This window comes from Desulfobotulus sp., assembly GCF_034006065.1.
Taxonomy (GTDB): Bacteria; Desulfobacterota; Desulfobacteria; order Desulfobacterales; family ASO4-4; genus Desulfobotulus.
On sequence record NZ_JAVETM010000038.1, the window covers coordinates 20,614 to 33,912 of the forward strand.

General features: G+C 54.5%; 9 protein-coding genes and 1 pseudogene. All 10 read left to right on the top strand.

Annotated features, from left to right (window positions below; genetic code table 11):
- Positions 1 to 2: 2 nt before the first annotated feature.
- Positions 3 to 1,493, top strand: a complete 1,491-nt coding sequence (locus tag RBR60_RS13035; protein WP_320357481.1) for an efflux RND transporter periplasmic adaptor subunit — start codon at positions 3 to 5, stop codon at positions 1,491 to 1,493.
- Positions 1,490 to 4,630, top strand: coding sequence for an efflux RND transporter permease subunit (locus RBR60_RS13040; protein WP_320357483.1), 3,141 nt, complete (start codon positions 1,490 to 1,492; stop codon positions 4,628 to 4,630). The genes RBR60_RS13035 and RBR60_RS13040 overlap by 4 nt, the downstream gene beginning before the upstream one ends.
- 49 nt (positions 4,631 to 4,679) lie before the next feature.
- Positions 4,680 to 6,161: an ethylbenzene dehydrogenase-related protein gene (locus RBR60_RS13045; protein WP_320357485.1), complete on the top strand. Its 1,482-nt coding sequence runs from the start codon at positions 4,680 to 4,682 to the stop codon at positions 6,159 to 6,161.
- Positions 6,158 to 6,748 carry a hypothetical protein gene (locus RBR60_RS13050; protein WP_320357487.1) on the top strand — a complete coding sequence of 197 codons (591 nt, stop codon included), beginning with the start codon at positions 6,158 to 6,160 and terminating at the stop codon, positions 6,746 to 6,748. The genes RBR60_RS13045 and RBR60_RS13050 overlap by 4 nt, the downstream gene beginning before the upstream one ends.
- 90 nt (positions 6,749 to 6,838) lie before the next feature.
- Positions 6,839 to 7,183 carry a copper-binding protein gene (locus RBR60_RS13055; RefSeq protein WP_320357489.1) on the top strand — a complete coding sequence of 115 codons (345 nt, stop codon included), beginning with the start codon at positions 6,839 to 6,841 and terminating at the stop codon, positions 7,181 to 7,183.
- Positions 7,184 to 7,576: 393 nt separating this feature from the next.
- A complete protein-coding gene (locus RBR60_RS13060) occupies positions 7,577 to 7,828 on the top strand; it encodes a hypothetical protein (protein ID WP_320357491.1) in 252 nt (83 codons plus the stop codon).
- A 402-nt stretch (positions 7,829 to 8,230) separates the two neighbouring features.
- Positions 8,231 to 9,517, top strand: coding sequence for a (Fe-S)-binding protein (locus RBR60_RS13065; RefSeq protein WP_320357492.1), 1,287 nt, complete (start codon positions 8,231 to 8,233; stop codon positions 9,515 to 9,517).
- A gap of 38 nt (positions 9,518 to 9,555) precedes the next feature.
- Positions 9,556 to 12,582, top strand: coding sequence for an FAD-dependent oxidoreductase (locus tag RBR60_RS13070; protein WP_320357494.1), 3,027 nt, complete (start codon positions 9,556 to 9,558; stop codon positions 12,580 to 12,582).
- A gap of 87 nt (positions 12,583 to 12,669) precedes the next feature.
- Positions 12,670 to 13,113 (top strand): hydrogenase iron-sulfur subunit, encoded by a 444-nt coding sequence (locus tag RBR60_RS13075; protein WP_320357497.1) that lies wholly within the window; start codon positions 12,670 to 12,672, stop codon positions 13,111 to 13,113.
- Positions 13,114 to 13,299, top strand: a pseudogene (locus tag RBR60_RS13080) (4Fe-4S ferredoxin); the annotation flags it as partial. It abuts the gene before it with no gap.

Here is a 13,299-nt window from a genome sequence, read left to right on the forward strand (position 1 = left end):
CCATGAAATTTTCATCCCTGTTCAAGCTGGGCCTTGCCTTTATTCTCGGTGTTCTCCTGACAGCGGCTTTTTTCCTGTGGCCCTATGGGGAGGAGGATCACAGCACCCATGGAGATTCATCTTTGGGTGCAGAAGAAAGAATCATCCTTTATTATCGCCATCCCCACAATCCCCAGGTGACATCGGAAACTCCGCGTAAAGATGAGATGGGGATGGACTATATTCCTGTCTATGCCGATAGCGCAGGGGATGCTTCCGGCTCCGGTGTCCGGATTGCTCCTGAAACCCGACAGAACCTCGGGGTCCGCACGGCGAAGGTTCGCAGGGGAAGCCTCTCTCCCCTTGTGGAGGCCGTGGGCTATGTGGACTATGATGAAAATCTGCTTTCCCATGTGCATGTGCGTACCGAAGGCTGGGTGGAGCGCCTTGTCGTGCGCACGGCTGGGGAGAGGGTGAAAAGGGGAGCGCTGCTCTTTGAATTTTACTCGCCTCAGCTGGTGAATGCCCAGGAAGAATATCTGCGGATCCTGAACCTCGGGCAGCCAGCAGTACGGCAGGCGGCCCGCGATCGTCTGCTGGCTCTGGGGATGGGCAGACCGACCCTTGAAGCGCTGGAAAAAGATCGCAGAATACGGACCCTGATTCCGGTGTTTGCCCGTCAGGACGGGGTGGTCAGCGAGCTGGGTATCCGCGAAGGCATGTTTGTGACTCCGGCCATGGACATTATGACCCTGGCCGATCTTTCGAGAATCTGGATACAGGTGGAGGTTTTTGAACATCAGGCGTCTCAGATTGCAAGGGGACAGAGGGCGATTCTGGATATGCATCCTGTGCATGGGGGCCGCCTTCAAGGTGAGGTGGCTTTCATTTATCCGGCCCTGGATCCCAGGACACGGGCTTTGCGGGTGCGTTTGAGTTTTCCCAACCCTGAGGGGCGGCTGAAGCCTGGCATGTTTACAAGGGCGCGCATTCTGGGAGAACCCTCAGAGAACATTCTCCTGATTCCGGTGGCCAGTCTGATCCGAAGCGGCAACAGCCAGCGGGTGATTGTGGATCGTGGGGAGGGGCGCTTTGAAGCCCTTGATGTGGAAGTCGGCCTGATCACCGATGATGAGGTGGAAATTTTTGCCGGTCTTTCTCTTGGCGACAGAGTGGTGGTGTCAGGTCAGTTCCTGATTGATTCGGAAAGCAGCCTTCGGGCCTCCTTTATGCGCATGCAGCCTCTGGAAGAGCCGCCGTTGGCATCGGACAGGGCGGTGTGGGCCAGAGGTGTTTATAAGGGGGCAGGAGCCAGTCCGGGATCCATCCATGTCAGCCATGAACCCATTGTGGCGCTGGGCTGGCCTGCCATGGCCATGGATCTGGATCTTAAAGAAGGGCTTCAGCTTCCAGCAGATTTCCATGAAGGCATGGAGATGGAATTTGCTTTGGAGCAGGTGGATGAGGTGACCTTCCGCATTGTGGATCTGCGAAGTCTGGAGGTGGCCCCGTGATTAACGCCATAATCCGATGGTCGCTGCGTAACCGTCTGCTGGTTCTCCTTGCCAGTATCTTTCTGGCTGTCTGGGGGGTGTATTCCCTTTATAAAACACCCATGGATGCCATACCCGATCTTTCCGATGTGCAGGTCATCATCAAGACAAGCTATCCCGGGCAGGCCCCTCAGGTGGTGGAGCAGCAGGTGACCTATCCCCTTTCCAGCGCCCTTTTGGCTGTGCCCAAGGCAACGGCGGTGCGGGGATACTCCATGTTCGGAGACTCGTATATCTATGTGATTTTTGAGGACGGCACGGATCTCTACTGGGCCAGGGCAAGGGTGCTGGAATATCTCAGCCAGGTTGCGGGCAATCTGCCCGAAGGGGCAAGGCCTTCTTTAGGGCCCGATGCCACAGGGGTGGGCTGGGTTTTCCAGTATGCCCTGACAGACCGCAGTGGCAGACACGACCTTGCGCAGCTGCGCAGCCTTCAGGACTGGTTTCTTAAATATGAACTCCAGACCGTGGAAGGGGTTTCCGAAGTGGCCACCATCGGTGGCATGGTACGCCAGTATCAGATTGTGCTGGATCCCCATCGCCTGCGTTCCTATGGCCTGACTCCGGCGCAGGTGGCCGATGCCGTGAGGGCCGCAAACCTTGAGAGCGGCGGTTCTGCCATCGAGATGGCCGAGGCGGAGTACATGATCCGCGCCAGGGGCTATATCCAGAATCTGGAGGATCTGCGGCAGGTTCTTCTGAGCCGAAGCCCTGAAGGCACCCCCCTTCTGCTGGGGGATGTGGCGGAAATCACCACAGGACCCCAGATGCGTCGGGGGATTGCCGAGCTCAATGGCGAAGGCGAGGTGGTGGGGGGCATTGTGGTGATGCGTTCCGGAGAAAACGCCCGGCTTGTGATTGAACGGGTGAAGGAAAAGCTGGATCAGCTTCGTCCGGGCCTGCCTGCGGGTGTGGAAATTGTCACGACCTATGACCGATCCAGCATCATTGAGCGGGCAGTGGAGAACCTGCGGGATACCCTGATCAAGGAACTTCTTGTTGTTGTGCTGGTCTGCATGCTCTTTCTCTTTCACTTCCGCTCTTCCCTTGTGATTGCCATCAGCCTGCCCTTAGGCGTTCTCGGTGCCTTTGTCATCATGAAGCTCCAGGGGATCAATGCCAACATCATGTCCCTTGGTGGGATTGCCATTGCCATCGGTGCCATGGTGGATGCCGCCATTGTCATGATCGAAAATGTTCATAAGCATATGGAGCATGGAAAAGAAAGGGAGGCTCTTGAGCACTGGGCTTTGATCCGGGAAGCTTCCGAGGAAGTGGGGCCTCCCATCTTTTTTGCCCTTTTGATCATCACCATCAGTTTTTTACCCGTATTCACCCTGGAAGCCCAGGAGGGCCGTCTTTTTGCTCCCCTGGCCTTCACCAAGACCTATGCCATGGCCGTGTCGGCTGGTCTTGCCATTACCCTGGTCCCCGTGCTGATGGGGTATTTCATTCGCGGCCATATTACGCCGGAGCAGAAAAACCCCTTGAATCGTATGCTCATTGGGATCTATCGGCCGGTCATTCGCGTTTCTCTGGATTATCCGGCTACGGTTCTGGTGCTGACCCTGGTGGTCAGTCTCAGCATGGTTTACCCTGTGCTGCGTCTGGGTTCGGAATTCATGCCCACCCTGGATGAGGGGGACCTCATGTACATGCCCACCACCCTGCCGGGGATTTCCGTGGGAAAGGCCAGCGAACTTCTGCAGCAGACGGACAGGCTCATTAAAACCCTGCCCGAGGTGAAAAGCGTTTTTGGTAAAACAGGACGGGCGGAAACCGCCACGGACCCGGCTCCCCTCACCATGCTGGAAACCACCATACAGCTGAAACCCCGGGAAGAATGGCGGCCCGGCATGACCACGGCAAAGCTTATTCAGGAGCTGGACAGTCTGGTGCAGCTGCCCGGTGTCACCAATGCCTGGGTCATGCCTATCCGCACCCGCATTGATATGCTGGCGACAGGGATCCGGACTCCTGTGGGGGTCAAGGTGGCGGGAACGGATCTCGGAGTGATCCAGAAAATCGGAAGTCAGATTGAAGAGGTGATCCGCGGTGTTCCGGGAACCACGTCCGTGTATTCGGAGAGGGTCACGGGCGGTCGCTACATTGAGGTGGAAATCGACCGGCCTGCTGCGGCGCGTTATGGGCTCCATGTGGCGGATATTCATGGGGTGATCCGCACGGCGGTGGGTGGCATGAACATCAGTACTACCGTGGAAGGACTGGAGCGCTATCCCATCAACCTGCGCTACCCGAGGGATGTGCGGGATTCCCTGGAAAAACTGCAGAAACTTCCCCTGGCAACGCCGAGCGGGGTATGGGTCAGTCTGGAGCAGGTGGCAGAAGTGAAGATCACCGACGGGCCTCCCATGATTCGCAGTGAAAATGCCCGGCTCAGCGGCTGGGTCTATGTGGATATTCAGGGAAGGGATCTCGGATCCTATGTCAGCGAGGCCAGGGATGCGGTGGCGCGCTATGTGGCGCTTCCTCCGGGCTATTCCATCAGCTGGTCAGGCCAGTATGAATATATGGAGCGGGCCAATGCCCGACTCAAGCTGGTTATTCCCCTGACCCTGGCCATCATTCTCCTTTTTTTATATTTGAGCTTTGGTCGTGTCGGCGAAGCCCTGCTCATCATGGCGACCCTGCCCTTGTCCCTGGTGGGGGGATTCTGGCTTCTTTATCTTCTGGATTATAATCTCTCCATCGCCGTTGGAGTGGGGTTCATTGCCTTGGCCGGTGTGGCTGCGGAGACCGGTGTGGTGATGCTGGTTTACCTGGATCAGGCCCTGCGCAGGTGTGAGGAAAAGGCCGCTCAGGAGAAGAGGGGGGTCCATGTTGCAGAACTGCGGGAGGCCGTTACCGAAGGTTCCCTCATGCGGGTAAGGCCCAAAATTATGACCGTTGCCACCATTATCATTGGTCTTTTACCGATTATGCTCAGTACGGGAACAGGCGCAGAAGTGATGCGTCGCATTGCAGCGCCCATGGTGGGCGGGATGGTCAGTGCCACACTTTTGACCCTCGTGGTTCTGCCGTCTGCTTTTTTCTTGTGGAAAAGGCATGCCCTGCGGGCTCAGTCACCCCGGACATAGGTTTGCATCCGGAATGTTATTTTCCGTAGAGGGTAGAAAGGAGAAAAACATGGGACAAAAGAGATCGCCTCTGGCTTCCGGGGTTCCTTATCTTGGATTCTGTATTTTTTTGTTTCTTCTGATCTGGGTGCCGAATACCTTTGAGCCTGTGATCCGGAATGATCATAACCGCAATATCGAAATCCCGGAAAAGCTTCTGCACGAGATGAGGGTGAAGGTTGCCTACAATGAAGATACGGCTTTTTTTCGTTTTGAACTGCCTACCCCAGAACCTTCCTGGTATCATGATTACTGGATTTACCAGGGAAACGGACAATGGCATCGACAGGGGCGGTCTCCTGTAGGCAGAGAGCCGGAGCGGCTTTACGAAGATCGGATTTCTTTTTTTCTGGATGATGGAGGTGTGCCGGAATTTAGCAAATGGGGGGGATTCATAACCGCTTCCGGACGGGAAATGCGTTTTTTTACCCATGCCGCCTCCCAGGAGGTTCGTGAACATCCCTATCTGGGTGCCAAAGGGCAGTCGGATCTCCGCAAATGGCTGCCGGAAACCCGGACAGATCCGCATGACTGGCGTACGATAAAGCCGGAAGAAGAACTGATGGATCTTCGCAGGGCGGGCTATTTTCTGGATCTGTGGCAGTGGCGTTCGCACCGGAGCAATCCCATTGGGTGGTCAGATGACCAGTATATTCTGGACTACCGCTGGAGTGACGAAGGAACAGGAATGTACACCACAAACTGGGATGAGGAGAAGGGCCAGCCCCGTTTCATGTTTGATCCTGAAAAAACCGGTCAGTACGCCATGCGTTGGGAAAAGGTGCAGCAGCAGGGATATGGTCAGCAGGATATGCTGCGTTATGCGCTCATTCTGGGGAATGAGCGGATAGAAGGCAATACCCTTGCCTTTGATGTGAACCATGACTGGCAGGTTGGAGATGTAATTCCCAGACGCTTGTTGCGTGTTCCTTCCGGATCACGCGGAAGCATCCATGCCAATGGGATTTATAAAAATGGGAACTGGGAAGTGGATCTGTGGCGTGCCCTGGATACAGGGGCGGAGCTTGATGATAAGACACTCAGACATCAGGGAATGTACCAGGTTGCCTTTGCAGCGCATATTTTATCCACGGGAAGTCGTTGGCATTATGTCTCCTTTCCCAAAACCCTGGGACTCAGCCGTCATGCAGATATTGTGGCCGTGCATTTTGAGGGAAGTGTACCTCCATGGGAACAGATTCCGTGGACGACTCTGACCCTGTTTTATCCCGGCCAGATAAACTGGTCTTATCTGATCAGTCCCGCCCATGCAGGGGCAAAACAGATTGCAGCGGGAAAGCCTCTGTGGGAGGGGCATGATGAACAGAGTCTTGCCCGGTATGCGGTGCAGAATCAGTTCCGTCAAGAGATTCGGCGGCAATGGGTAGAGACCCTGTCTGCCCTCGTGTTTACCCTTATTCTGTTCAGCGTGGCAACCATCCTTGTGGCACCTCGCTCGAATGGCCTGAAACCAAGGGAGGAAGAACGATGAAAGCGGCTTATCATTCCATACTGGTGCATCTGGCGACCGGACCTCTGGTGATGGCTTTTGTGGTTGCCACCTTTTATGTCTGGTTTCCTGTCAGAGGGGACGGTATTCTGGCAAAGTTTCGGCAGGCCAGCGATTCTGTGGTTCTGTATTCCGTTCTTTTTGGCGCTATGATGATGGGGTTGGCCTTTGTCACGGGTTTTCTGCTGATTCCGGCAGAAGCTGTTCTCAACAGTCCTATTACGAAAAATAAAATCACATTGTCCGCTTTTGCCATGGTTTTCTGGTGTACCTGGCTGGTTTTGCGTTATCGAAGCGGCCGACAACTTTGGAGCTTGCGGGGATATGTGGGCCATTACGCTTACCTGATGCTTGTTGCAGGCACCATGTCCCTTGTTGCGGTGAACAGCATTGGCGGGGATATCGCAGGACGGCCCAGTGGTTATGAAGCCCTTGCCGCAACCCTGGGGTTCCAGACAAGGAAGACTCTGTATTTTCCGACGTGGATGAATGTCCTTCTGCTGGCGACAGGAATACTCGCTTTGATCCTGGCCTTTGTCCGGAGAAAAAATACAAAAAAAACAAGATGATGCGGTGTCTTGATTCTGTGTGTGAGCAGGAGGTGCTGAGACCCTGTTTTTAGGTGGCAGAATATCCATCACCCTTAAAAGGAGTACGGTATGAAAAAGATGATTCTCATCCTCGCCCTGATTTTTCCCTTTGTCTTCTGCACAGCTCCCATGGCCAGCAGTCACAGCCATGGGGATCATCACGGGGCGGCAGAAGCCCGTGAGGGTAAAGTTGTTACGGGCATGGGCCTTGTGACAGCCCTGAATCCTGCGGCAAAGAGCATCACCCTGAAGCATGAGCCCATCCGGGAGCTGAACTGGCCCGCCATGACCATGGCGCTGGCTCTGGAAAGTCCCGACCTCGCCAAAGGTCTTAAGGTTGGCGACAAGGTGGCGTTTAAACTTAAACAGCTTTCCGCCACGGAGTATGTCATTACGGAGATCACAAAACATTGAACAGAAAAAATCCCATGGGTTTATGCCCTCTGGACATGAGGCTGTGAGGGGCATAGACACAGAATTGTGTGAGGTGATCCGCACAGAATCCTGATTGGGTGTCAGTTTTGCTGTGAACGAAAAACGAGCCATTTTGCGGGAGGGTGAAAAATGAAAAGAGCGCATGGATGTTTATACGTTTTTACAGGCGTTTTATTTCTGTTTCTGACGGGCTGCTCAGCAATTCATTCCGGAGGATCTTCCGTTTCAGATGCCACAGGTGCTGACGCCCATGCCGGACATGGCGTTGCGCTGTCCTCGCCCCAGGGTGCGGATGCTGCCCATGCTGGGGATCATGGGGGGGATGAGCGGATGAAAATGATGCATGGGCACATGGGGAAAATGAAGGAACGGATGGAAAAGATAAAAGCCTCTGAGGATCCGGAAGAGCGCAGGCGGCTCATGAAGGAGCACGCGGCGGATATGAAAAAATGTATGGAAATGATGAAGACCATGCCAGGGTGTAAAATGGAAAAGGCCGGGGACGATAAAGGTGGCATGGATATGAAGACAATGGCGGCCTGCCAGCAGAATATGGCGATGAAAATGGATATGATGGAGCTTGTGGTTGAAGGAACCCTTGAGTCTCTGAAAATGGAAAAATAAGTTTTCCCCCGTGATTTTTTGAAAAACCGGGCCCTTTTTCGAGGGGCCCGGTTGTATGTTGGGGATGTGGCGTTTTTTTCGGATCGTAGATCCTGATTCCTGTTTTTAAAGGTGGAGACTTTATTCGTCAAGGGAGTCTCAGAGTTTATCTGTAGACTTTTTTAGCCTAAGCGTAAAAAACAAGCCTCTTTTAAATAGTAAAAATCTATTCCTGTCATCAATTTCATCCAGATTATCTGTTTGACTCCCCTCCCTTGCCTTTCTATAAGACATAACCGAATTTTACCAATCCGCTCCATTTAAAAATTCTATCTTAATAAGGATAAAGCCTGAGCCCACTCGAAATTTTACGGAGAAGGGCAGGGATCGCCAAAGTCTTATTCGGAAGTAAAGGGAGGATACATGACAGCTGAAGCGGTACGCGTCGGCGGTGCTGCCGGAACCATCTGCAAGATGGCCCGGGAAATGGTTCCTGACGGGAATCTCAACGCCTGCCTTACCTGTGGTACCTGTTCCAGTGGCTGTCCCGCCACAGGACAGTTTGACATGGACCCGCGGAAATTTCTCCGCATGGCCGTGTTGGGGATGGATGAGACCCTGGAAAAGCATCCCTGGGCCTGGGTCTGCACCATGTGCAGGCGTTGCTATGATGTCTGCCCCATGAAGATTAATATTCCGGCACTCATCTTTGAGATCCGCGCCCGCTGGCCCGAGGAAGAAAAACCCAAAGGCGTTCTGGAGTCCTGCAGGCTGCACGTGAAATCCCGTGGTGGTGCCATGGGGGTTCCCTTTGAGGATTTCAAGTTCACGGTGGAGGATCTGGCAGAAGAATGTCGGGAGCAGCCGGGTTTTGAAGAGCTTCAGGCCCCCATTGACAAGCCCGGAGCCATGTATGCCCTGAACCAGAACTCAAGGGAGCCCGTGGTGGAGCCCGATGAGCTTCTGCCCCTCTGGAAGATCCTCCACACCGTTGGTGCGGACTGGACCTATTATTCCGAGATGTGGGCCGGTGAGAACTACTGCATGTTCCTTGCCGATGACAAGTCCTGGGAGTATATCGTCCGGGCCCAGGTGGAACACCTGAACAAGCTGGGTGTGAAGTATTTTGTGAACACCGAATGCGGTCACTCCTTCTATGCCATTTATGGGGCTTTGCGGCGCTTTAACATTCAGGCCAATTTTGAGTTCATTTCCATCATCCAGCTTTATGCCAAATGGATACGGGAAGGAAAACTCCCCGTGAATTCAGACTGGAACAAGGAGCTGGGCATCAAGTTCACGGTGCAGGATCCCTGCAACATCATCCGGAAGTCTCTCGGTGATGAAATGGCCGAAGACCTGCGTTTTGTGGTGAAAACCGCCGTGGGTGAAGAAAATTTCATCGACATGGTGCCCAACCGTTCCAACAACTATTGCTGCGGCGGTGGGGGCGGGGCCCTTCAGGCGGGATTCACGGAGCAGCGTCGGGCTTACGGTAAAATCAAGTTTGATCAGATTGATAAAACCGGTGCGGCCTATGTCATTACCCCCTGCCACAACTGCCATGCCCAGGTGGAAGACATTGGTCATCATTTTGGCGGGGAGTATCACACCGTGCATCTGTGGACCATTCTCTGCCTTTCCATGGGGATTCTGGGTGAAAACGAGCGTACCTACCTGGGGCCGGATCTTGCGGATTTTGGCCTGTAGGCAGGGGAACTGTCAGGCGTGAGGAGGAGTTAAACAAGATGTCAGAAAAAACCATAGGATCCGTTCTCATCGCTGGCGGCGGGATTGCCGCCATCCAGGCGGCGCTGGATCTGGCCGATTCCGGCTACTATGTCTATATGGTGGAAAAATCACCGTCCATCGGCGGGGTCATGGCCCAGCTGGACAAGACCTTTCCCACCAACGACTGCTCCATGTGCATCATGAGCCCCAAGCTTGTGGAAGTGGGGCGGCATATCAATATCGAGCTGGTGACCCTGGCGGAAATCCGGGATATCCGGGGTGAGGCGGGCAATTTTGAGGTGGAGGTCTTCCAGAAGGCCCGGTATGTGGACATTGATAAGTGTATCGGCTGCGGAGCCTGCGCTGAAAAATGTCCCAAAAAGGTGGCGGATGAGTACAACATGGGCCTTGCCAAACGCAAAGCCATCTATGTGCCCTATCCCCAGGCCGTGCCCCTGAAATACACCATTGATGCGGCCAACTGTATCAAGCTTACCAAGGATAAATGCGGTAACTGCGAGAAGGTCTGCCCTGCGGATGCCATCAATTACAAGGACACGGATAAGACCCTCACCCTGAATGTGGGTTCCGTGATTCTGGCCACGGGCTTTTCCGCCTACAATCCTTCGGGCAAGGATTTCCTCAACTATGATCGCAGCAAGGATGTGGTCACCTCTCTGGAATTCGAGCGGCTTCTTTCCGCATCCGGCCCCTTCCAGGGCCATGTGGTGCGCCTTTCTGATCATGAACATCCCCACAAGATCGCCTGGCTGCAGTGCGTGGGATCAAGGGATGTGAACACCTGCAAGAACGGCCACTGCTCTTCCGTATGCTGCATGTACGCCATCAAGCAGGCCATCATTGCCAAAGAGCATGATCCGGAGCTGGAAACCAAGATTTTCTATATGGACATGCGTACCCATGGCAAGGGGTTTGAGGACTGCTACAATCAGGCCAAAAATACCTATGGGGTGAAGTTCCAGCGCTGTCGGGTGCATACGGTATATGATAACCCCGATGGTCCGGGACAGGTCTTGGAATACATTGATGAGAACAACCAGCGGGTGACGGAAGTTTATGACATTGTTGTCCTTTCCGTTGGGATGGAAATCAATGAGGAAGTCCGGGCCAATGCCGCCCAAATGGGTATTGAGCTGACCGAAGGCGGTTTTGTCAAAACCTCCACCTTCAGGCCCGTGGCCACCACCCGCGAGGGGGTTTATGTCTGCGGGGCTTTCCAGGGCCCGAAAGATATTCCCCAGTCCGTTGTGGAGGCAGGGGCTGCGGCCCTCAACGCCGGAGCAGGCCTTGTGGCGGCCCGCAACACCCTGACCCGTACCGTGGAAAAGGTGAAGGAAAACGATATCCGGGGCGATCGTCCCCGCATCGGTGTCTTTGTCTGCCACTGCGGGATCAACATTGCAGGAGTCATTGATGTGGAAGCGGTGCGGGATTATGCCGCAAGTCTTCCCTATGTGGAATATGTGACCAACAACATGTACTCCTGCTCCCAGGATACCCAGGACGGCATGACCAAGGTGATCAAGGAAAAGGGCTTAAACCGCATTGTTGTGGCGGCATGCAGCCCCAGAACCCATGATCCCCTGTTCCAGGAAACCCTCATCAATGCAGGGCTGAACAAGTACCTCTTTGAGATGGTGAACATCCGCAATCACGGTTCCTGGGTACATAAGGACCAGCCTGCGGAAGCCACCCTGAAGGCGAAAGAACAGGTTCGCATGGCCGTGGCCAAGGTGGCCCTGTTCGAGCCCCTTTCCGAAGCCACCCTTGAGATTGACCAGAACGTGCTGGTCATTGGCGGCGGGATTTCCGGTATGGCGGCTGCCAAGGCCCTTTCCACTCAGGGCTACCATGTGACCCTTGTGGAGCGGGACAAGGCCCTGGGCGGTCAGGCAAGAAATCTCTATGTCACGGCAAAGGGCGAGTCCATTGAAGAAGGCCTTGCCGACATGGTCAACAGCGTGGCTGTGGATGAAAAGATTGATGTGCTGCTGGAATCGAGCCTTAAAAATGTGGAAGGCTTTGTGGGTAACTTTGTCAGCACCATTGAGACAAAGGGCAGTGAAAGGGAAATCCGCCATGGGGTGGCCATCATTGCCACAGGGGCTGAAGAATACAAGCCCACGGAATACCTCTACGGCAGCTCCGATAAGGTGGTGACAGGTCAGGAGCTGGATATTCTGATGAAAGCCCATGATGCCAGGGTGGACAAGGCAGAGTCTGCGGTCTTCATCCAGTGCGTGGGTTCCCGTGAACCGGGCCGAACCTACTGTTCCCGCATCTGCTGCACCCATACCATGGTGAGTGCCCTGCACCTGAAGGAGAAGAAGCCGGACATGGATGTCTTTGTCCTGTACCGGGATATCCGCACCTATGGGGAAAAGGAAGCGCTTTACAAAAAGGCCAGAGAAAAGGGCGTGATTTTTGTGCGTTACTCCCTGGATGCCAAGCCGCTTGTGAAAGAAGCCGAAGGCAAGCTGCTTATCCGGGTAAACGATCCCATCATCCAGCGGCCCCTTGAGATTGCAGCGGATCTTCTGGTACTGGCCTCTGCGGTGAAACCCTTTAAGGATGAGCGTCTGGCCCAGTTCTTTAAGGTGCCCCTCAACGATGACGGCTTCTTTGTGGAAGCCCATGTGAAGCTGGCCCCCAGTGATTTTGCAACGGACGGGGTCTTCCTTGCGGGTCTTGCCCATTATCCCAAGCCCATTGACGAATCCATCGCCCAGGCCCAGGCGGCTGCAGCACGGGCGACAGGCCTTCTTGCCAGAAAGACCATCAACACTTCCGGTCAGGTGGCCTATGTGAATTCCGAACTCTGCTCCGGGTGCAGTGTCTGTGTGGCGGTTTGCCCCTACAACTCTCCGGGTATGATTCTGGAAGGGCCGAGGGCGGGCAAGGCGGAAATCAATCCCGTGCTCTGCAAGGGCTGCGGTGCCTGTGTGGCCTCCTGTCGCTCTGGGGCCTTGAATCTCAAAGGCTTTGAGGAAGGGCAGATTCTGGCCATGATCAATGCGGCCTGATGATGAAATAAATTAAGACCGGTGGTGGATCGCCGGTCTTTTCAAGAATCATATGCGCCCTTGAAAAAGGGTGTGGGGAGGCTTCCTATGCAGGAGTTTGAACCTAAAATCATTACCTTTCTGTGCAACTGGTGCACCTACGGAGCCGCAGACCTTGCGGGCGTGAGCCGTTTTCAGTATCCGGCCAACATGCGCATCATCCGTCTGCCCTGTTCCGGGAGGGTATCGCCCAAGATGATCCTTGCCGCCTTCCGTAACGGGGCGGACGGGGTCTGGATTTCCGGGTGTCATCCCGGAGACTGTCATTACATCACGGGTAACTACTATGCCCGTCGTAAATTTACCCTGTTAAAGGAACTTTTGGAGCATACGGGGCTTGAGCCGGGTCGTATCCAGTTTTCCTGGATTTCTTCCGCAGAAGGCGTGAAATTTGCCGATGTGGCCCGCACCGTGATTGCCGAGGTAAAGGCCCTGGGGCCTGCATCCAAAGGCATGAGCAAGGCCCTGCCCATGAGTCAGGAGGTGGCGTAGATGGCTGATGTCGCCCTGAAAATAAGAGAAATTGCAAAGAGTCTTCTGGATGCGGAGAAGGTGGATGTGGTGATCGGCTTCAAAAAGGGAACGCTTCCCGTCATGAGCGAGCCGACGATTATCCGCAAGGCATCGGATACGGAGACCCTGATCTGGGACGCCACCTGCCGTCTCAACCTGTGCAAC

Coding starts and splice junctions, on each gene's coding strand:
- RBR60_RS13035 (WP_320357481.1), top strand. CDS start 3: ATGAAATTTTCATCCCTGTTCAAGCTGGGCCTTGCCTTTATTCTCGGT.
- RBR60_RS13045 (WP_320357485.1), top strand. CDS start 4,680: ATGGGACAAAAGAGATCGCCTCTGGCTTCCGGGGTTCCTTATCTTGGA.
- RBR60_RS13050 (WP_320357487.1), top strand. CDS start 6,158: ATGAAAGCGGCTTATCATTCCATACTGGTGCATCTGGCGACCGGACCT.
- RBR60_RS13055 (WP_320357489.1), top strand. CDS start 6,839: ATGAAAAAGATGATTCTCATCCTCGCCCTGATTTTTCCCTTTGTCTTC.
- RBR60_RS13060 (WP_320357491.1), top strand. CDS start 7,577: ATGGAAAAGATAAAAGCCTCTGAGGATCCGGAAGAGCGCAGGCGGCTC.
- RBR60_RS13065 (WP_320357492.1), top strand. CDS start 8,231: ATGACAGCTGAAGCGGTACGCGTCGGCGGTGCTGCCGGAACCATCTGC.
- RBR60_RS13070 (WP_320357494.1), top strand. CDS start 9,556: ATGTCAGAAAAAACCATAGGATCCGTTCTCATCGCTGGCGGCGGGATT.
- RBR60_RS13075 (WP_320357497.1), top strand. CDS start 12,670: ATGCAGGAGTTTGAACCTAAAATCATTACCTTTCTGTGCAACTGGTGC.